General features: G+C 67.6%; 21 protein-coding genes and 1 pseudogene. 4 read left to right on the top strand and 18 right to left on the bottom strand.

The features are described from left to right. Window positions 1–86: 86 nt before the first annotated feature. Window positions 87–1,319, bottom strand: coding sequence for a 3-methyl-2-oxobutanoate dehydrogenase (2-methylpropanoyl-transferring) subunit alpha (locus B4K74_RS12985; RefSeq protein WP_286693293.1), 1,233 nt, complete (start codon window positions 1,317–1,319; stop codon window positions 87–89). 144 nt (window positions 1,320–1,463) lie between these two features. Between B4K74_RS12985 and B4K74_RS12980 the strand changes: the two genes are divergently transcribed. The 4 genes from B4K74_RS12980 to B4K74_RS12965 are packed head-to-tail and all read left to right on the top strand — an operon-like array spanning window position 1,464 to window position 5,257. Beyond that, window positions 1,464–1,952: an Lrp/AsnC family transcriptional regulator gene (locus B4K74_RS12980; RefSeq protein WP_123288527.1), complete on the top strand. Its 489-nt coding sequence runs from the start codon at window positions 1,464–1,466 to the stop codon at window positions 1,950–1,952. Between the two features lie 24 nt (window positions 1,953–1,976). Beyond that, window positions 1,977–3,293 carry an SMP-30/gluconolactonase/LRE family protein gene (locus B4K74_RS12975; protein ID WP_286693292.1) on the top strand — a complete coding sequence of 439 codons (1,317 nt, stop codon included), beginning with the start codon at window positions 1,977–1,979 and terminating at the stop codon, window positions 3,291–3,293. After that, window positions 3,293–4,222: a pirin family protein gene (locus B4K74_RS12970; protein WP_286693291.1), complete on the top strand. Its 930-nt coding sequence runs from the start codon at window positions 3,293–3,295 to the stop codon at window positions 4,220–4,222. The genes B4K74_RS12975 and B4K74_RS12970 overlap by 1 nt, the downstream gene beginning before the upstream one ends. A 54-nt stretch (window positions 4,223–4,276) precedes the next feature. Further along, a complete protein-coding gene (locus tag B4K74_RS12965) occupies window positions 4,277–5,257 on the top strand; it encodes an LLM class flavin-dependent oxidoreductase (protein WP_123288530.1) in 981 nt (326 codons plus the stop codon). Here B4K74_RS12965 and B4K74_RS12960 read toward each other — a convergent pair. The 17 genes and pseudogenes from B4K74_RS12960 to B4K74_RS12880 all read right to left on the bottom strand — a co-directional run bounded on the left by B4K74_RS12960 (window position 5,254) and on the right by B4K74_RS12880 (window position 19,881). Continuing rightward, the gene (locus B4K74_RS12960; RefSeq protein ID WP_286693290.1) at window positions 5,254–6,213 is read right to left on the bottom strand and encodes an alpha/beta fold hydrolase; all 960 of its coding nucleotides are present in this window, start codon (window positions 6,211–6,213) and stop codon (window positions 5,254–5,256) included. The two genes, B4K74_RS12965 and B4K74_RS12960, sit on opposite strands and share 4 nt — an antisense overlap. Window positions 6,214–6,217: 4 nt before the next feature. After that, entirely contained in the window at window positions 6,218–8,173 is a 1,956-nt protein-coding gene (ftsH, locus tag B4K74_RS12955) for an ATP-dependent zinc metalloprotease FtsH (protein WP_286693289.1), read from the bottom strand. A gap of 67 nt (window positions 8,174–8,240) precedes the next feature. Beyond that, window positions 8,241–9,482, bottom strand: a complete 1,242-nt coding sequence (gene tilS / locus B4K74_RS12950) for a tRNA lysidine(34) synthetase TilS (RefSeq protein WP_286693288.1) — start codon at window positions 9,480–9,482, stop codon at window positions 8,241–8,243. A gap of 29 nt (window positions 9,483–9,511) precedes the next feature. Continuing rightward, on the bottom strand, window positions 9,512–10,390 hold the full coding sequence (locus B4K74_RS12945; protein WP_286693287.1) for a tol-pal system protein: 879 nt from the start codon (window positions 10,388–10,390) through the stop codon (window positions 9,512–9,514). A gap of 145 nt (window positions 10,391–10,535) precedes the next feature. Continuing rightward, window positions 10,536–11,087, bottom strand: coding sequence for a peptidoglycan-associated lipoprotein Pal (pal, locus tag B4K74_RS12940; RefSeq protein WP_123288532.1), 552 nt, complete (start codon window positions 11,085–11,087; stop codon window positions 10,536–10,538). A 146-nt stretch (window positions 11,088–11,233) separates the two neighbouring features. Continuing rightward, window positions 11,234–12,550, bottom strand: coding sequence for a Tol-Pal system beta propeller repeat protein TolB (gene tolB / locus B4K74_RS12935; protein WP_286693367.1), 1,317 nt, complete (start codon window positions 12,548–12,550; stop codon window positions 11,234–11,236). A gap of 250 nt (window positions 12,551–12,800) precedes the next feature. After that, window positions 12,801–13,580 (bottom strand): hypothetical protein, encoded by a 780-nt coding sequence (locus tag B4K74_RS12930; RefSeq protein WP_123288533.1) that lies wholly within the window; start codon window positions 13,578–13,580, stop codon window positions 12,801–12,803. A 3-nt stretch (window positions 13,581–13,583) separates the two neighbouring features. Beyond that, a complete protein-coding gene (locus B4K74_RS12925; RefSeq protein ID WP_286693286.1) occupies window positions 13,584–14,063 on the bottom strand; it encodes an ExbD/TolR family protein in 480 nt (159 codons plus the stop codon). Between the two features lie 3 nt (window positions 14,064–14,066). Next, complete coding sequence (gene tolQ, locus B4K74_RS12920; RefSeq protein WP_286693285.1) at window positions 14,067–14,801, bottom strand: protein TolQ; 735 nt, start codon at window positions 14,799–14,801, stop codon at window positions 14,067–14,069. An 86-nt stretch (window positions 14,802–14,887) separates the two neighbouring features. Continuing rightward, entirely contained in the window at window positions 14,888–15,349 is a 462-nt protein-coding gene (locus B4K74_RS12915) for a YbgC/FadM family acyl-CoA thioesterase (RefSeq protein ID WP_286693284.1), read from the bottom strand. After that, window positions 15,346–15,723: a hypothetical protein gene (locus B4K74_RS12910; protein ID WP_286693283.1), complete on the bottom strand. Its 378-nt coding sequence runs from the start codon at window positions 15,721–15,723 to the stop codon at window positions 15,346–15,348. The genes B4K74_RS12915 and B4K74_RS12910 overlap by 4 nt, the downstream gene beginning before the upstream one ends. Before the next feature lie 70 nt (window positions 15,724–15,793). Further along, window positions 15,794–16,828 (bottom strand): Holliday junction branch migration DNA helicase RuvB, encoded by a 1,035-nt coding sequence (gene ruvB / locus B4K74_RS12905; RefSeq protein ID WP_286693282.1) that lies wholly within the window; start codon window positions 16,826–16,828, stop codon window positions 15,794–15,796. Further along, the gene (locus tag B4K74_RS12900) at window positions 16,825–17,373 is read right to left on the bottom strand and encodes a hypothetical protein (RefSeq protein WP_286693281.1); all 549 of its coding nucleotides are present in this window, start codon (window positions 17,371–17,373) and stop codon (window positions 16,825–16,827) included. Before B4K74_RS12900 ends, ruvB begins: the two co-directional genes overlap by 4 nt. Next, entirely contained in the window at window positions 17,370–17,987 is a 618-nt protein-coding gene (gene ruvA / locus B4K74_RS12895) for a Holliday junction branch migration protein RuvA (protein WP_286693280.1), read from the bottom strand. The genes B4K74_RS12900 and ruvA overlap by 4 nt, the downstream gene beginning before the upstream one ends. Before the next feature lie 128 nt (window positions 17,988–18,115). Continuing rightward, a pseudogene (gene ruvC / locus B4K74_RS12890) lies at window positions 18,116–18,607 on the bottom strand (crossover junction endodeoxyribonuclease RuvC); the annotation flags it as partial. A 56-nt stretch (window positions 18,608–18,663) separates the two neighbouring features. Further along, window positions 18,664–19,356: an MgtC/SapB family protein gene (locus B4K74_RS12885; protein WP_286693279.1), complete on the bottom strand. Its 693-nt coding sequence runs from the start codon at window positions 19,354–19,356 to the stop codon at window positions 18,664–18,666. 6 nt (window positions 19,357–19,362) lie between these two features. Then, window positions 19,363–19,881: an energy transducer TonB gene (locus B4K74_RS12880; RefSeq protein ID WP_286693278.1), complete on the bottom strand. Its 519-nt coding sequence runs from the start codon at window positions 19,879–19,881 to the stop codon at window positions 19,363–19,365. Window positions 19,882–19,922 lie beyond the last annotated feature (41 nt).

Below are 19,922 nucleotides of genomic sequence, written 5' to 3'. Positions count from 1 at the left end.
CTTCGGCGCGGGCGAGCCCACGGTGTCGCCGTCCGGCTCAAGGGCGTCGGTGCGGTCGGCTTCGGTGAAGGTTTTCTCGCTCATCGTCAGACCCCCACTTCGCGACGCTGTTCGACCAGACGCCAGTCCTCGGTGGCGAACACATCCTCGAACATGGTCTTCACACTGGGTCGCGACTGGCCGAGCGTGCCGATGGCCTCGGACTCCTTGCCCGCCGCGCGGACCTGTTCGACGGCGTCTTTCTCGGCCGCCTCCTGCTGTTCGTCCGACCATTCGCCGAGTGCGATCAGATGCTGTTTCAGGCGCGCGATCGGATCGCCCAGCGGCCATTTCTCGTGCTCATCGCCGGGGCGATAGCGGCTGGGATCGTCCGAGGTCGAGTGCGGCGCCCCGCGATAGGTGAACAGCTCGATGACCGTGGCGCCCTTGTTGGCGCGGGCGCGCTCCTCGGCCCACTGGGTCGCTGCCCAGACGGCCAGGAAGTCATTGCCGTCGACCCGCAGCGCCGGCAGGCCATAGCCGATCGCCTTGGAGGCAAAGGTGGTCTCCAGCCCCCCGGCGATGCCCTGGAAGGAGCTGATGGCCCACTGGTTGTTGACGATGTTGAGGATCACCGGCGCGCGGTAAACAGCCGCAAACGTCAGGGCATTGTGGAAGTCGCCCTCGGCCGTCGCGCCATCGCCGATCCAGCTGATCGCCAGCTTGTCGTCGCCCTTGTAGGCCGAGGCCATGGCCCAGCCGACGGCCTGCGGCACCTGGGTGCCCAGATTGCCCGAGATGGTGAAGAAGCCATAGTCGCGGCTGGAGTACATGATCGGCAGCTGACGGCCCTTGATGGGGTCCGAGGCGTTCGAATAGATCTGGTTCATCATGTCGACCAGCGGATAACCTCGCGCGATCAACAGGCCCTGCTGTCGATAGGTGGGAAAGCCCATGTCCTCGCGCGGCAGGATCATGCCCTGGGCCACGGCGATGGCCTCTTCGCCCGTGCACTTCATATAGAAGCTGGTCTTGCCCTGACGGTGGGCGCGGTGCATCCGGTCGTCGAAGGCGCGCGTCAGGATCATGGCCTTCAGGCCGTTGCGCAGCGTCTCGGGGTCGAGCTTGGGATCCCACGGACCGACCGCCTTGCCGTCATCATCCAGCACCCGCACCAGCTGAAAGGCCATGTCGCGCATCTCGTGCGGATCGGCCAGGGCGTCGGGCCGGGCGACGGCGCCGGCGGCGTCCAGTTTCAGGTGGCTGAAGTCGGGGGTGTCACCCGGACGACCGGAAGGCTCCGGCACCCGCAGGGACAGGGGCTTGGTGTTCTTTTTCATCGTGGTTGCCGTCCGTTGATCCGTCAGCGTTTCCTCACCCAGCGATCTAGCACGGGCGATCTTTCATTGCTCGCTCAAATCCGACCTTGCATTCCGCCTAATCAAGGTATTTTATTGCGCCGAAACAAGATCAGGAGAAATGCATTGGCCGACGAACTGGACGCCATCGACGCCCGCATCCTCGACATCCTGCAACACGATGCCGGGCTTTCGGTTGCCGACGTGGCCGAAAAGGTGGGCCTGTCGGCCTCGCCCTGCTGGCGGCGCATCAAGAGACTGGAGGATACCGGCTATATCCGCAAGCGGGTGACCCTGCTGGATGCCGAAAAGCTGGGCCTCGACTTCGAGGTCTATGCCATCGTCAAGCTGAACCTGCCCTCGACCCAGAACCTGGAAATTTTCGAGGCGGCGGTCGCCGACTGGCCCGAGGTGGTGCAGTGCGCCACCATCACCGGGCGCGAGGACTATGTGCTGAGGATCGTGACCTCCGACATGCACGCCTTCGACAAATTCCTGCGCGAGAAACTGCTGGCACTGGGCATCGTCTCGGACTGCGAAAGCCACATCGTCACGCGCGGCGTCAAGAACGTCACCGCCCTGCCGCTCGGCATCGTCAGTCCGCATGTGAACTAGGCACCGGCGACAAGGGGGCTCATCGTGCGTCATGCCATTGCACTGGTTCTGGGGCTGATACTTGGCCTGTATGCGCCCGGCGCATTTGCCCAGCAGGCCGAGAGCGATGTCACCGCCTTTCGCCGTCTGCGCGCCGAAGGTCTGGCGGCCGCCCAGGTGGACGATCTGACAACAGCCGCAGCCCTGTTGGCGGAGGCCGATGGCCTGATCCCGAACCATCCCGGTTTGATGATCCTGCGGGCGCGGCTGGCCGTGGCCATGGGCGACCCCCGGGAAGCGCTTGTCCATTATGGGCGTTATGCCGACGCGGGCCTGATCCTGAACCTCAGCCGGGACGAGGCCTTTGCTGACCTCAGCGCCCGACCCGATCACGCCGAAGCGGTCAGCCAGATCATCAATCAGATTGAGACCAACCGCACACCTGTGGGATCCGAAGCCATCTCCACCCTCTTCCAGATTGAGGGTGCCAGCATCGTGGAAAGCGTCATCCGGGATGAGGCGCATGATCGCTGGCTGGTCTCACAGATTGCCGGGCGAACGATTGTCGCGCTGGCGCCAGACGGCACAATCAGTCCCTTTCTGCGCCCTCATCCCGAGGTTTCGGGGGTTCTGGGAATGGCTCTGGACGCCAGGCGCGGCATCCTGTGGGCCACCACCACACCCCTTCCACCCGCCATTTATGGCGAGGAACACAATCCCCGATTTGCCGCGACCCTGCTGGAGATTGACGCCGGGACCGGAGAGGTCATGTGGGTTTACGACCCGCCGCTGAACGGAAACGACCGTGCCTTTGGCGATCTGGTGCTGGCCCCGGACGGCTCGGTCTTTGTTGCCGACAGCAATTCCGGGGACATCTTCCGACTGGACTCTCCCCGATCCGAACTGACGCTGTTCGTCTCGGGCGTCTTCGGGTCTCCCCAAGGCATAGTCGTGATCGGGGACCGTTTAATCGTGGCCGACTACAGTTCTGGCCTGTGGCAGGTGCCCCTTACAGGTGGCAGTCCGGCCCGCATCCCCGCCCCGTCGCACGCCTCTCTGATCGGGATTGACGGCCTGATGACTGATGGAGACAGCCTCTACGCCATCCAGAACGGCGTGGCGCCCCAGCGCGTTCTACGCCTGACGCTGAGCGCAGACGGACGGGCCATCGACACAGTCACCGTGCTGGCCGCCAATCTACCAGAGCTGGATGAGCCGACCACGGGACTGGTGCTAAACGGCGAACTGGTGTTCGTTTCACGCTCGCAGTGGAGCGATTTCGGACCCGACGGCGCCCTTGTCGCGCCTGACCCGGCTCCGGCCCGGATCGCCCGCCTGCAATTGGATCATGGGGACGACTGATGATCGAGATGGTGATTGAGGCCCGCAAGAAGGACCTCGGCGGGTTCGAGGTCGGGCGCATCCTGCCCTTCCATGCGCGCCGCATGGTCGGCCCCTTCATCTTTCTGGACCATATGGGCCCGGCCGAGTTCGCGCCGGGCGCCGAGGGCGTCAATGTGCGGCCCCACCCCCATATCGGCCTGTCGACCCTGACTTATCTGTTCGAGGGCGAGATCCATCACCGCGACAATCTGGGCTACAGCCAGCCGATCCGCCCGGGCGAGGTCAACTGGATGACGGCCGGAAAGGGCATCGTCCATTCCGAGCGCACCGATCCGCTGAAGCGCTCGACCGGCGGCCCCATGCACGGCATGCAGGCCTGGATCGCCCTTCCCGACGAACTGGAAGAGACCGCCCCGGCCTTCCATCACCACGGCGAGGACGACCAGCCCACCTATGACAATGCCGGCCTCTATGCCCGTCTGGTCGCGGGCGAGGCCTATGGCGCCCGGGCCGCCGTGCCGGTGTCGTCGCCGCTCTTCTATGTGCACTGGGAGCTGGCCGAGGGCGTCCGCACGGCGCCGCCGCTCGGCAAGGGCGCGGGCGGCATGAGCGAGCGGGCCCTCTATATCGTCCGGGGCGAGATCGACGTCGGCGACCGCACCTTCGGCGAGGGACAGCTGGTGGTGCTCGAGCCCACCGCCGAGCCGACTATCAAGGCCATCCGTCCCTCGACCGTCATGGTCATGGGCGGCGAGCCGGTGGGTCAGCGGCTGATCTGGTGGAATTTCGTGGCCTCAAGCCAGGCCCGTCTGGATCAGGCCAAGGCCGACTGGAAGGCCGGACGCATGGTCCTGCCGAAAGATGACGACCACGAATTCATCCCCCTGCCAGACACACCGTCGATCTCGGAGACTTCGGACAAGCCCGGTCCGACGCATCCGGTCTGACCCGCAAGCGGCGTCGCACCTTGAACGCCGCCCCGGGATGACGATCTGAAGGGCATGTCAGCCCTGTCCGTTCTCGATCTGTCACCCGTCGTCGAAGGGGGTGACGCCGCCCGCGCCCTTACCGAATCCGCCCGTCTGGCCCGGACCGCCGAGCGGCTGGGCTACACCCGCTTCTGGCTGGCCGAGCATCACAATATGCCGGGCATTGCCTCGGCCGCGACCGCCGTGGCCATCGGCCATGTCGCCAGCCAGACAAGCACCATCCGCGTCGGCGCCGGCGGCATCATGCTGCCCAACCATGCGCCCTTGATGGTGGCCGAGGCCTTCGGCACGCTGGATGCCCTCTATCCCGGCCGGATCGATCTCGGCCTTGGACGTGCTCCGGGCACGGACGGTCCAACCGCGCGGGCGCTGCGCCGCTATTTCGACGGGGCAGACCGGTTTCCGCAGGATGTGCTGGAGCTGCAGGCCTATCTGGCCCCGGCGGTGGAGGGCCAGCGGGTCGCGGCCTGGCCGGGTCAGGGCTCGAACGTCCCCCTGTGGCTGCTGGGTTCCAGCCTGTTCAGTGCGGAACTGGCCGCCCAGCTGGGCCTGCCCTTCGTCTTCGCCAGCCATTTCGCCCCGGAACTGCTGCTGCCGGCGCTCAAGATTTACCGCGAGGGATTCCGCCCGTCGAAGGCACTGGAGCAACCCCACGCCATGGCCGTCATCAATGTCTTTGCCGCCGACACCACGGCCGAGGCGCAGCGGCTGGCGACCTCAATGCAGATGGCCTTTGCCAATGTGGTGCGGGGCACGCCCGGCCGCCTCAAACCCCCGGTCGACGACATCGCCACCGTCCTGACCGCGCAGGAACGCGCCGCGGTCGACAGCCGCCTGACCTATGCCGCCATCGGCGACGGCGAGACGGTGCGGAAATCCCTCAAGGACTTCCGGGCCCTGACGCATGTCGATGAGATCATGGTCACCGGCATGATCCACGATCTGGATGCGCGGCTGCGCAGTCTGGAAATCACCGCCGAGGCCGCGGCCTAGAGCTTAGCCAAGAAGTCCAGCAGCAGGCGGTTCACGGCCTCGGGCCGCTCCTGCTGGATCCAGTGGCCGGCGCCCGCAATCTCGTGCTGGCCACGCAGGTCGGTCAGCCAGTCCTTCAGACCCGCCTCGGCCGGTCCGGCGTAATGGCGCACAGGGTCGTTCTCGCCGACAATGAACAGCGACGGCACGCTGATGCGGCGGTCCTGCAGCCAGGCCGTCAGCGACCAGTTCAGGTCCAGCGCCCGATACCAGTTCAGCGGCCCCGCAAATCCGCCCGCAGCAAAGGCCGCGACATACTCCGCGAAATGCTCCGCCGACATCCACGGCGGCAGGACGGCATGGTCCGCAATGCTGTCGATCATGCTCACGCCGGGCTGCAGGAACCCGGTGTGTCGGTCCCCGGACGCGGTCGCCCCGTCATAGGCCCAGAACATCTTGCGAAGCGCCGTCCCGGGATCGGCCTCCAGCGGCGCATGGGCATCCGGGTCCTGAAAGCGGACGATATAAAGATCGCCCAGCCCCGCCCGTTTGGTGATCGCTTTCATGGCCGGGATCGGCGGCCCGCCGGGCCGGCGCGGCTGGAACGGCACGCTCAGCCCCGCCACCGCCCGGAACATGTCAGGCCGCATCAGGGCGCAATGCCAGGCGACCGGCGCGCCCCAGTCATGACCGACCACGACACAGGTCTCATGACCCAGCGCCCGCACCAGATCGACCATGTCGCCGACCAGATGCAGAAGGGTGTGCTGGTCCACCCCTTCGGGCTTGTCCGTCCCGCCATAGCCCCGCATGTCGGGCGCCACGGCATGCCAGCCGGCCTCCGCCAGCGCCTCAACTTGCGCCCGCCAGCTGATCCCCAGCTCGGGAAAGCCGTGGATCAGCAACACCAGCGGCCCCTCGCCCGCCTCGATCACGGACTGCGTCAGGCCGTCGGTGGCGATCCGGCGGGTCTGCACGGCCCTAGTGGACCGTCGTCGGCTGTTCGGGCTTGGGCGTGGCCTCGGGCACCGGCACCTCGGTGACCGGCGTCACCGGCACCGAGACCGACGGCCCCGGCGTCGGATCGTTCTCGCCGTCGCGATCCGGGCGCTTGCCTTCCTTCAGCAGGGCCAGGATTTCGTCGCCCGACAGGGTCTCGAACTCCAGGAGCGCCTGCGACAGGGTTTCGTGGTCCTTGGCCTTGGCCTTCAGGATCTTGCGGGCGGCATTCCAGCCCTCGGTGACGATCCGCTTGACCTCTTCATCGATGATGCGGGCCGTCTCTTCCGAGACATTCTGGCTGCGCGCCACCGAATGGCCGAGGAACACCTCTTCCTGGTTTTCGCCATAGGCCACCGTGCCCAGCTTTTCCGAAAAGCCCCAGCGGGTGACCATGGCGCGGGCCAGCTTGGTCGCCTGTTCGATATCGGAACTGGCGCCCGAGGTGATGTTCTCCTTGCCGAAGATCAGCTCCTCGGCCACCCGGCCGCCGGCCATGATGGCGATGCGGTCGATCATCTGCTGGTGCTTCATCGAATAGCGGTCGCCTTCCGGCAGCTGCATCACCATGCCCAGCGCCCGGCCGCGCGGCACGATGGTGGCCTTGTGCACCGGGTCGGCCATCTTGACGTTGATCGCGACGATGGCGTGACCGGCCTCGTGATAGGCGGTCAGGCGCTTCTCTTCCTCGTTCATGGCCATGGACTTGCGCTCGGCGCCCATCATGACCTTGTCCTTGGCGTCCTCGAAGTCGCGATGGGTGACCATCTTGCGGTCCTTGCGGGCCGCCAGCAGGGCCGCCTCATTGACCAGATTGGCCAGGTCGGCGCCCGAGAAGCCGGGCGTGCCGCGCGCCAGCGTCTTGACGTTGACGTCGGCGGCCAGCGGCACATCCTTCATATGGACGCGCAGGATCTTCTCGCGGCCCGACACGTCGGGGTTGGGCACCACCACCTGGCGGTCGAAACGGCCCGGACGCAGCAGGGCCGGGTCCAGCACGTCGGGACGGTTGGTCGCCGCGATCAGGATGATGCCTTCGTTCGATTCAAAGCCGTCCATCTCGACCAGCAGCTGGTTCAGCGTCTGCTCGCGCTCGTCATTGCCGCCGCCGAGCCCTGCACCCCGGTGACGGCCCACGGCATCGATCTCGTCGATGAAGATGATGCAGGGCGCATTCTTCTTGGCCTGTTCGAACATGTCGCGCACGCGGCTGGCGCCGACGCCGACGAACATCTCGACGAAGTCCGAGCCCGAGATGGAGAAGAAGGGCACGCCCGCTTCACCGGCCACGGCGCGCGCCAACAGGGTCTTGCCGGTACCCGGAGGGCCGACCAGCAGGGCGCCCTTGGGAATCTTGCCGCCCAGACGCTGGAACTTGCCCGGGTCCTTCAGGAAGTCGACGACCTCCTGCAGCTCGTCCTTGGCCTCATCGACACCGGCGACGTCGGCAAAGGTCTTGCGGCCCTTGTGCTCGGTCAACAGCTTGGCCTTGGACTTGCCAAAGCCCATGGCGCCGCGCGCCCCGCCCTGCATCTGGCGGGTGATCAGCAGGAACAGACCGACCAGCACAAAGATCGGCAGCAGTCCCAGCAGAATGCTCATCCACAGCGGCTGGCGCATCGACTTGACCTGCACCTCGGCGCCGGTCGCCTGAATTTGAGCGATCAGATCGGCGTTCGGCATAGGCGTCACGGATTCAAACCGGGTGTCGTCGCTGAACACCCCGGTCAGGGCCTCGCCCTGGACCTCCACGGCCTTGATGCGGTCCTGCTCGATCGCGGTCAGCAGCTGCGAATAGGTGATCTCCTCCGGCGGGGCATTGCTGCCCGCCTCGCCTTCCTTGCCGGACAGGGCGCCACCGCCCTGACTCATGGCGGCATAGATGGCCAGCATCCCCAGGATGATCATGCCGACGACGGCGAATCTGCGAAGGTTCATGTGTTCCTCAGTCTATGGCGCAACCCCGTCTGGAGCCGCCCGGCCCGGTCGCCCGGACTGTGTATCGTCACAAAATAGGGGCTCGTCCATCCGTGCGCCATTCCCTGCGACACTTCAAATCCGCCTCATGCTCAACCTGCCCCAGGCCAAGGGCCAGCCGACACGCGGCCAGGGCCTCCACCCGGGCCCTCGACTGTGCAAGAACCGGTCCCGTTTCATCGTCCCGAATGAGCACAGGCAGGCCCGGTCGCACCGCCGCTGGCAGACCCGCCAGAACGGTACGGTCATGGCCATCCAGTCGCGCCGCCCGGCCCGAAAGCGGCGCGACGCGCCAGCCGGGCTCGTCCACCGTCAGGGCGAAGCGCCCGTCCCAGACCGCCTCGACGCCGGGGATCAGGTCGATGACCGGCTCACCCCTGCGGCGATATTCGCCCGCCTCCCGCACAAGAGTCAGGCCCTCGGCCTCCGCGATCAGTCGGGCCCCGGCAAGGCCCGCCGTGAAATTCTCACCCGCCGCAATCCGCTGGCCCAGACGCGCCAGCCGGTCGCCCCGTGGGGGGCGCATGCCGCCCCCGGCAACGACCAGTCCAAAGGCCAGCGCTCTCGGCTCGGTGTCGCGGGGCATGCGGATGACACCCCATTCGTCCGCCGAAATGCCGGCTGTCCTCAGCGACCTGTCCTGTTGCGGAACAGGGGCCTGCTCGCCCGCCTCCAGCGCCTGCCGGGCCCGGCTGCGGCCATAGCGCAGGTCGGAGTTGGCCGGATCCTCGATCCAGTCGATCCGCTGCGCCGTCAGCCAGTCGCGCAGATCGGCCCGCCGCTCGGCCAGCAGCGGCCGCAGCAGCATCAGGCCGCGCCCCTCGGGCCAGGCCGGTGACGGGCTCCAGTCGCGCACCGTGCCAAGCGTCGAGCCCTCCGCCTGCATCCAGCGCCCCTCGGCGACATCATCGGCGGTGTGACCGGTCAGGATGACCCGCGCTCCGACCGTAAGGGCCATATCGGCCAGCCGCGCATGACGGGCCGCGCGGGCGGCGGCGGGCAGGCCTGTGTCAGGACAGGGCCCCTCCCAGCGCGCGCTGTGAAACGCCGCGCCAAGCCGCCCGGCCATGTCCCGCACCCGATCCTGCCAGGCGCGACTGTCGGGGTTCAGGCCGTGATCGACATGCAGAACGGCCAGCGACCGGCCATGCGCAACCGCCCACTCACGCGCCAGATGCAGCAGGGCAACCGAATCCCCGCCGCCCGATACGGCCACCGCGACCGGTGCGGGGTCATTCGCCAGAAGGCGCGCGGCCAGCGCCGCCTTCACCCGCTCCGCCAACCCGGTCAGGGGCTCGCTCAGCGGCAGCCAGCCCCGGTCCGGACCGAGGTGGCACGGGTCTTCAGCGCCGCCGGCGCCGTCTCGGCATAGCGGCGATTGAAGTCCGTCAGGGCCGCACAGGCCTGGGTGTTGCGGTCGGTTGCCACCAGCGCCTGGGCCAGATCAACCGTAGCCTTGGCCGCCCACGGCTCGGTCGGCCAGCCGCTCAGCGCCTGCGCATAGAGGGGCACGGCCGCCGCGGCATCATCGGCCAGATAGAGATCGGCCAGACGCACGGCCGCCAGCCGCGCCTCGGGCGCATCCGGCCAGGTGACCAAGAGGACCTCATAGGCCCGCGCACCCCGGCGGCTGTCCTGGGCCATCAGACGATCGGCAGCCCGCAGGTCACCGCCGGCCGTGCCGCTCGGGGAATTTGGCTCGATCGGTGCATTGAGCTCGGCTTCGAGGCGAGCGGCCGACTCCAGCTCGGCAATGCGAGCCTCCGCATCGGTCAGCTGACGCCGCAGTTGGGTATTCTCACGCTCGGTCTCGTCCAGCGCAAAGGTCAGGCGCTCGATATCGCCATTCATGCGCTGCAGGGTCCGCTCGACGTCGGCCAGACGGGTGTCGACGCTGCCCATCTGCCCCTGCAGGGCCACGACCTCGGGGTCGGGCTCCATGATGAAGGGCTGTCCCGAAGAATTGCGCTGGAACAGGGCCCGCTCGATCCGGCGGACGTTGCGCTCCAGCGTGCTCAGGCGGCGCGCATCCCAGATGATCGGCTCGCCCTCGGTTGACTGGGCGACGGTCGGGCTGGCCAGCAGGGTCGCGCCGACAAAGGCCAGCACGGCAAGGCCAGCCGCCGATTTGCCCGGGGCTGACCGGGCGATCTTCAGACGAGAGAAAAACTTGAACATGACGCGTCTCGTTCCACGGATTTGCGGCCCCGACAAGGCACGCCACCCTTACACAGCCTGACCCCGTCAGGCGAAAACTCTCAGCGAAAGGGGGCATGCCCACCGGACACGCCCCCTCGCTTACCCTGCCGTCAGGCAGCCCGCATCAGCGGACGGCGCCGGACACGATGGCGGTGTGGGCGTTGCGGTTGCGGGCCCACGACTCCTCATTCGAGCCTTGCGCGATCGGACGCTCCTTGCCGAAGCTGATGGTGTCGATGCGCGAGGCGGCCACGCCCTGCTGGACCAGATAGGCCCGCACGGCCTCGGCGCGGCGTGCACCCAGGGCCAGGTTGTATTCGGCCGTGCCGCGCTCATCGGCATTGCCTTCGATGCGGATGGTGACCGCCGGATACTGGCGCAGCCAGGCGGCCTGCTGGTTCAGACGCGGATAGGCCTCGGGACGGATCGAATAGCTGTCGAGGTCGAAATAGACGCGGTCGCCGATGGTGTTGGCGAACTCCTCGGCCGAACCGGGACGCGCAGCGCCCATCTCACCGCCGGTGACCGGACGATCCGGATAGGTGGTGTTGTTGCCGGGCTGGGTACCGCCGTTGTCGGTGATGGGGCCGGGGGCCTCGGCGGGACGGGCGCAGGCGGCCATGGCGCTGACGGCCACGCCGACAAGGGCCAGGCGAAGGACACGGGATTTGATCATGAGGCTCTCCTTGACGTTGCCGCCAGGTCACCTGGCAAGCTTGACGATTGTGAAGCGCTATCTGAACGCAGAACGTTCAGATAGCAGCGATAACGCACAGTTGATCCGAAGGGTTCGGGGATTCTCCTGTGAGGCTATTTCGCCGGTCAGCTGGGACAGCTGTCGGGCGCCTGGCCATAGCCGAGGTTGGCGGGCGGCGCGTCCAGCAGGGGCGACCAGGCGGGGCTGGATCCGCGTCCGTCATAGCCGGCCTGGGCGATCACCCGCCCCGACAGATCGACCGTCCACAGCCGGGTATCGCCGCCGCGCGTCTGACGAGCGAACATGATGTAACGGCCGTTCGGGGCCCATGACGGACCTTCCTCGAAATAGCTGGACGACAGGATGCGCTCGCCCGTGCCATCGGTGCCCATCACGCCGATGTGGAACTGCCCGCCCTGCTGTTTGGTAAAGGCGATCAGATCGCCGCGCGGGCTCCACGACGGCGCCGTATACGATCCGCCGCCGCGCGAGATCGGCCGCTGACCCGACCCATCCGCATTCATCACATACAGGCGCGCTGACCCCGAGCGGTCGGAGGTGAACACCAGCCGCCGGTTGTCAGGCGAAAAACTGGGCGAGGTGTCGATGCCGGGATCGCTGGTCAGGCGGCGCAGCTCGCGCGAGCGCAGGTCCATCGTATAGACGTCGGTATTGCCGCCGCGAATGATCGAAAAGGCGACCTTTGACCCGTCATTGGAATAGCGCGGCGCCAGCACCTGACCGTCGAATTCGCCCAGCGACTCGGTTCTGCCGGTCGACAGATTCTTCAGATAGATGCGGCTGTAATCCTGGCCCAGCGCCACATAGGTGACCTCGTCCGGGTTCGAGGTCGAAAAGCGCGGCGACATGATCACTTCGTCGCCCTGGGTCAGGAAGACGGGATTGTATCCGTCCTGATCGACGATCGCGAGGCGGCTGAGGCGGTTCAACTGGGTGCCGCTCTCAGCGACATAGATGACGCGGGTGTCAAAGAAGCCGCTCTCGCCGGTCATGCGCTGATAGACGACGTCGGAAATCTTGTGGGCGATGCGGCGCCACTGCTCGGGCGTGGCCGTGAACTGGTAGCTGACCAGCTGGCATTCCCGGTAGGTGTCATAGAGGCGGAAGCCGACGTCGTTCCGGCCATCCGGGCGCGGCGTCACCGATCCGTACAGCACCACTTCGGCCCCGATCGAGGTCCATTGCGGGAAGGTCGGCTGGTTGGCCAGCGACAGGCCGGTCTCGATGAAGCTGGCGGGGTTCAGCGGGTCGAAGAAACCTGACCGGCGCAGATTGCCGCTGATGACGCTGGAAATCTCCGTGCCGTACTGACCGCTGAAGCCAACGACGGCAATCGGCAGGGGGCGCAACACGCCCTCGCTGACGATCACTTCCTGAAGCGGAGCCGGTTCCTGCGCCAGCGCAGCCTGGGGCGCGCCCATAGCCAGCGCCAGTCCAAGGCCAAGCGTAGCCCCGACCCCCGTTGCCGATTGCATCCGCCGCTTGAAACCCATCCGTTCCTCCGAACTCATTACCGGGCGGCGCGATCCTAGCGCCACCCTATGTCCTGTCGCCACCATGTGCGCGATTGAGGCGACTTTCAGACCGGACAGCCGCCGCGCACGCGATTGTCATCTTTGATCATGACGTCCTGACGAAGGCTGAACGCCATGAGGTCAACGACCCGCCGGGTCAGCGGTTGCGACAGGCCTGCTCCAGCGGGAAGGTGAGGATGAAATCCTGCTCTTCATAGCCGACGGGCATCCGGTAGCGCGGCGGAATCCGAATGGCGCGAAGAATGCTGTCAGACGCGGCCCGACCCGTGGCATCGCTGCGAGGATTCAGGACGCGCGGCGAGCCAATGAGGCGCCCGTCTTCCGACATGCGGACCTGAACCCTCAGGGAAACCTCATCAATGCCGGGCAAGTGGCACGGTGGGTTCCAGTTTGGTGTCACTTGAGTGCCAACCGAATTCAGGTCGGCCCGCCCCATGGCGCGCGGGGCCTGTCCTGCCCCGCTGTCGCCCGTAGAGGGACGGCCCGACGTCGTGCCCCGTTGCGGCCGCTCGGACAGTTCGCCGAGGTTCAGTCCCGGCTCCTCGCGCGGGGGCGTCGGGCGCTGGGGCGGTGACGGCGGCTGGCGGGGCGGTGTTCGGGGTTGCTCCGCCTGGGGCCGGGGCGTCGGACGTGGGGCGGGATCGGGCCGGGGCGTCGGCGGGGCCTCGGGAACCGGCTCGGGCAGGACCTCGGCCGGCAGTTCCGGCGAACTGGACCCGTCCTCGGTGATCAGCTCATCGGCGGGATTGTCGGGCGCGGCGGCCAGCACCGTCATTTCCGACACGATGGACACTGGCACGGTGGCCATCATCTCGCGCGGGGCATCCGCCTCCTTCGGCCAGGCGATCAGGGCCAGGCCGATCACCCCTGCGTGCAGCAGGACCGATCCGAGGAAGGAAGGCGCGCCATTGGCCATGACTCAGAGGTCGCTCTCGACCGGCTCGGCCGCGGCGGTATTTCCGGCCGTGTCGGTGATCAGGTTCAGCTTGACGAAGCCATTGGTCGACAGCCGCGCCATCACCCGGGCGACCGCCTGATAGGGCACCTGGGCGTCGGCCCTGAGGAACAGCGGCCGCTCGCGGGCATCGGCCCCGCCGTCGTCCAGCACCGCCCCGATCAGGCTGTCGAACGCCACCTCGCGTTCACCCACGAAAATCGTCCCGGCCGAATTGATCGAGACCGTCACGGGCTCCTGCGTCGACTCGACCGCGCTGGCCTCGGTCTCGGGCAGGTCGACGGGCACCGCCACCGTCAGCAGCGGCGCCGAGATCATGAAGATGATCAGCAGGACCAGCATCACATCGACCAGCGGCGTGACATTGATCTCGCTCAGCGGGCGTTTGCGGGCGCGTCTGCGGCCCCGCACGTGGCCGCCTCCGCCGGGTCCTCCCATGGCCATGGTTCAGAGCTCCCGGGGCGTGGACGACGATGGCGGCGTGGCCGGGCCGGTGCCCAGTCGCCGGGCGATGGCGGCCTGCAGGTCGTCGGCGAAGCTCTCCAGCCGGCCGGCAAACTTGCCCGCCTCGATCGAAAAGGCGTTGTAGGCGATATAGGCGGGGATGGCCGCCGCCAGACCGATGGCCGTGGCGAACAGGGCCTCGGCAATGGCCGGCGCCACCGTCGTCAGATTCGTGTTGCCGGCCGAGGCGATGGCGTCAAAGGCGTTCATGATGCCCCAGACCGTGCCGAACAGGCCGATGAAGGGGCTGGAGGTCGCCACCACCGACAGCACGCCGAGGCCCGTCTCGATCCGCTGGCTCTCGCGCGCAATCAGACTGTCCAGCGCGCGGTCGATGCGCGAGATCAGCAGATGGCTCTGCGCCTCGGTCATCGTCTGGCGGGCCCGCGCCTCACGCCAGTCTGTGACGGCAGCGACCAGCATGCGCGGCAGGATGGGATCCGGATTCGGCCCCGCCTGATGCGCGATCTCCTCCAGCGACCTGCCGGACGAAATGGCCTTCTCAAACTGGTCCGCCTGACGCTTCAGCGCCGCAAAGCGGAACATCTTGTCGATGATGATCGCCCACGACCAGATCGAGGCGACGGCCAGACCGATCATCACGGCCTTGACCACCCAGTCGGCGTGCATGAACAGATCGACGGGATTGAGCAGGGAGGCTTCGGCGGGCACGGTCATGGATCGATCCTGGGAACAGCGTCACGCCCTTTGCAGCGTCAAGGCGTGACCATTTGATGGCGGATTAGCGGGCCGGACGCCCGGCGTCATCCCCCTGCAACCGGCAAGGGCGAAAGCCAGGGCAGAACGGCAGCGATCAGGGCCGGCGTCGGCCGGGTCGGGCGGCCATCCGGGCGGATGCAGACCGCCTCGACCCCGGCCCGGCACAGCACCTCTCCCGCCCGCTCGATCCGCTGGGCGATCTGCATGCGCGGCCCCTTCATGGTGTCATAGGTGGTGATGACCTGAAGGGCGTCATCGATCCGGGCGGGCCGCACGAACTCCAGCGTCATCTTCGAGACGACAAAGGCCAGCGGCCGCTCTCCGTCCAGCAGCTCGGCATGGCCGATCCCCGCCGCCCTCAGGAAGTCTGACCGCCCCCGCTCGAAGAACCGCACATAGGCGCCGTGGTAGACCAGACCGGTAAAGTCGGTGTCCTCGTAATAGATGCGCACCGGCAGGATGTGCGCGCGCCCGTCAAAGCGCCCGGCGGTCGGATGGTCGCTCATCCCGCGCTCCCCGCACGGGGGACCGTCGCGAAATAGCCGGGGCATTCCGCCTCGATCTGGTCACGGAACTCTCCCGGCAGAGGATCGGCGCTGGTCAACAATCGGTTGGGCCGGGCCACGAACCGCACTGCGCTGGCCCGGTCCCCGGGCGTCCCGGCATAGCCGCACACCACCCCGGGCGTCCGCCCGTCGGTCATGTCGAACAGTTCAAGCGACGCATCATAGTCCGCCAGCTGCCCCCGCACCCGCTCGACCACCGGCCGGGGCGAAAAGCCACCGGTATCGACCACGCGCCACAGGACCACCGCGCCCAGCAGCACAACCGCACCGCCCAGCACCGCAAGAACCCTGTTCACACTGATGCGCCGCGCCATGCCGCCTCCTTGCAGCCAGCATGCAGGCGTTCGCTCCCCGGGTGAAGAGGGGCGGATGAAGGGCGTCCGCCTATTTCCCCCCGAACAGCCCGCCCTGTTCCGGCGGACGCGGTGGCTCGGCCAGCCCCAGATGGCTATAGGCCCGGGCACAGGCCATGCGTCCGCGCGGGGTGCGCTGGATGAAGCCCTGCTGCAGCAGATAGGGCTCGATCACATCCTCGACCGCATCGCGGGCCTCGGCGATGGCCGCTGCCAGCGTGTCCATGCCCACCGGCCCGCCGCCATAGTTCTCGATCAGGGCCTTCAGGAACCGCCGGTCCAGACTGTCCAGCCCGGCCTCATCGACCTCCAGCCGCGCCAGCGCCCGCGCCGCCACCAGCCGGTCGATGGATGTGGCCCCCTCGGCATCGGCAAAGTCGCGCACCCGACGCAGCAGCCGCCCGGCCACGCGCGGCGTGCCCCGCGACCGGGTGGCGATCTCGCGCGCGCCGTCCTCGGCCACCGCCGCGCCCATCTTGCGCGCCGCGCCCAGGATGACCTTGACCAGTTCTTCGGGGCTGTAGAACTCCAGCCTCAGCGGAATGCCGAACCGGTCGCGCAGCGGCGTCGCCAGCAGGCCCGCCCGCGTCGTCGCCCCCACCAGCGTAAACGGCGCCAGATCGATCCGCACCGAGCGCGCCGACGGCCCCTCGCCGATGATCAGGTCCAGCACATGGTCCTCCATGGCGGGATAGAGAATCTCCTCGACCGCCGGATTCAGCCGGTGGATCTCGTCGATGAACAGCACATCGCGCGGTTCCAGATTGGTCAGTATCGCCGCCAGATCCCCGGCCTTGGCCAGGATCGGCCCCGAGGTCGCCCGGAACCCCACCCCCAGCTCCCGCGCCACGATCTGCGCCAGCGTCGTCTTGCCCAAGCCCGGTGGTCCGAACAGCAGCACATGGTCCAGCGACTCGCCCCGCCCCCGGGCCGCGTCGATAAAGACCTTCAAATTGCCCTTGGCCTGCGGCTGCCCGACGAACTCGTCCAGCGTCTGCGGTCGCAACGCACGGTCATAGGTTTCGCCGGGCGTGGCATCGGCCGAGATGATCCGCTCGTCGGTCATCGAATAGGCACCACAGTCGGCGGGGGTCCCGATCTCGTCCGTTCAGGACGGTTTCCTGCAAGGCGGAGGAACCCGGCAACCCCATCGAAGTCCGCCGCGTCCGCAGACGCCTGTCCGTCGAACGCACAAACCTGACCGATCATTTCCCACTGGGGACCTTGTTGAACGACATCGTCCGAACGGAGGTCAACTTCGTGCAGCAGTACACCATCGGCGCCATAGAATCTGCGGCTGACGTAGCCGTATCGATCACGCTCGCAGTCCACCTTGAATACCGTGGAGACTGCAACCGCTGAGGGATAGGCGCGCGCAGCTGCCGAGTCGTCGATCAGAATTTCAGTTTCGAGCCAGTCTCCATCGATCCGCCTCGACTGCAGCAACTCGGCTGCCGGAACTCCCGTTCCTTCAAGCATACGGCCGCTGCCAACAGTCTGGGCAGAAGACAAAGGCGCAGGATCCTGCGCGCAGGACGCCGACGGAACGGTCAGAATGGCGATCATAAACATCGCTGATTTCATCTGAATCTTCGGTCCCATGACGCTCATCGCCCCAGCTCCTGCAGCGCCGCGCGGATGACGGCCGACAGGTCAACGTCCTCACCCAGTCGGATCAAGGCCTGGTCCACGGCGCGGCGGGCATTGACCTCGACCACGCCCAGCCCCAGCAGGGCCGCCACGGCCTCGCCGGTCAGGGATGGGGCCGCCGGCGTCGCGGCAACGGGTCCGGCGCCCGCACCGATCGCCAGACCCCCGGCCCCCAGCGGCTTGCCCTTCAGTTCGGTGACGATCCTGAGCGCCAGCTTCTGCCCCACGCCGTTGGCGCGCGCCACGGCGGCCTTGTCCTCACGGGCCACGGCGGCCGCAAGTTCCCCGGGCGGCAGCACATCCAGCACCGACAGCGCCGCCTTGGGCCCCACGCCCTGGATTCCGGTCAGGGTGCGAAAGGCCTCCCGCTCATCCCGGGCCAGAAAACCGTACAGCCGCGGGCCGTTCTCGGCCGACCAGCTGCTCTCGATGTGCAGGGTCACCTCATCCCCCGGCGCCGGCATGCGGCCCAGTGTCCGCGCCCCGCAGGTCACGCCATAGCCCACGCCCATACAGTCGATCAGGCAGTGGTCGGTCTCGACCTCGGCCAGCACGCCGCGAAGACGCCCGATCATGCGATCCTCCCCAGCGAGCGGAGCGATGCGGGGGAGGGGGACCGCCGCAGGCGGTGGAGGGGGCGGACGGCGGCGCTGGAGGTCGCCCCCTCCACCACTACGTGGTCCCCCTCCCCCGCTGCGCGGGTGAGGATCTTCGCACGCCGCAGCTGGGCGTGGGTGATGGCGACCGCCAGGGCATCGGCGGCATCGGCCGTCACATCCCCCGCCGCCGGAAGCAGGCGTTTGACCATGAAGGCGATCTGGCTCTTGTCGGCATGGCCGGCCCCGACCACCGCCTTCTTGATCAGGTTGGGCGCATATTCGGCGACGCTCAGCCCACAGCGCGCCGGGGCCAGCATGACCGCTGCCCGGGCATGACCCAGCTTGAGCGTCGAGGCCGGATTCATATTGACGAACACTTCCTCGATGGCCGCCTCGTCACAGCCATGGTCGGCGCAGACCTGACCCACCGCCTCCAGCAGGAACAGCAGGCGTTCGCTGAACGGGGCCCGTTCGGGCGGGCTGACCACGCCATGCGCGATCCAGCGCAGACGCGACCCCTCGGCCACCACGACGCCCCATCCGGTGCGCCGCAGGCCCGGGTCCAGCCCCAGAATGCGAGTCGGTTCGTTCGCCATCCGTTCTATGTGCCCGAAAGAGGGTTAGCGGGCAATGAACCGATGCAGCGCGTGCCTCAGTCGTCCCTCGGCGCCAGATCGAAACCGGCCACGCCCGGCACCGACTGGATGCGCTCCGCCAGCGCCGCCAGATCGCGCGAGCGGACCGTCAACCGCCAGCTCTGACGGCAGACCTGGCCCTCCTCCGTCAATCTCAGTCCTGTTCGCTTCAGCCCCGCATCGCCCTCGGTGAGGGCTTTCTCGACTTCCCGGGCCGTCCCGCTCGCGCCCGCCTTCCACCGCACCTCGATATCGACCACGGTGCGATCCGGCACGCTCCGGCTGATCAGCTTGAGCGCGGCCAGCACCGCCAGCGTTGCCAGCGCACCGGCCCAGCCCAGCCAGAACAGGCCGGCCCCGAACAGAATCCCCAGCGCCGACACCGTCCACAGCGAGGCCGCCGTCGTCAGCCCGTGGATCGAAAACCCCGCCCGGAAGATCACCCCGGCGCACAGAAAGCCGATCCCGGTCAGGATGCCGTGCGCCATCCGCGTCGGGTCGGCGATCACCTCCTGCCCGGGCAGGACCGAGAACATCCACGCCCCCTGCGAGGTCGAGGCCAGCATCAGCAGGGTCGACGACAGACAGACCAGAATATGGGTCCGGAAGCCCGCCGCCCGACCGCGCCACTCCCGCTCCAGCCCGATCAGCGCGCCCGCGATCAGCGCACTCACCAGCGGCAGGCCATAGGTGGACAGCAAGAGGGTCAACGGGGTCTAATCCTCCAGATGAAAATGGACGCCGAAAGACGCCGATGCCTCGCCGGATTCGCCATCGACCTCGGCGGGTCGCATCCGCGCGTCCCCTGTCGCCCGTAAGGCTTCTCGCCCGAACCCGTATCCTTCGGGGGTCTCGGCGGTCACTACACAGTCCCGCACCTGCCCGTCCGGGCCCGACACGCACCGCAGTTCGACCGTGCCCCGGGGGATACCGGCGCCGATGGCCTCTTCCGGATAGCGGGGTTGGGGTCGCAAAAGCCATGAAGGCGGGGCGCCCTTCGTCCTGGAAGGGGGAGGAGGCGTCAGGCTCCACTCCGTTCGCTCCACCGCAACAAGAGGGGGCGCGTCCGGCTGGACCAGAATGACGGGCGCTTCGGATCGGGCCCGGTCCTCTTTGACCTCGGCCTCAATGACCGACGCCATACGGATGCCGCCATGGATGGCCCAGGTCATCAGTGCCGCCGCGCCGACGAGCAGGATGATCGCGAATAGCCAGCTGATCACCGCCGTCCGCATGTCCGATCCGCCGGATGATGCCTCGTCCTGTCCTGCTCCCC

The sequence above is a fragment of the Brevundimonas sp. UBA2503 genome (genome assembly GCF_002341485.1).
Classification (GTDB): Bacteria; Pseudomonadota; Alphaproteobacteria; order Caulobacterales; family Caulobacteraceae; genus Brevundimonas; species Brevundimonas halotolerans.
The sequence above is the reverse complement of the archived record's forward strand: the minus strand, read 5'-3'. Positions and strand labels throughout refer to the sequence as shown.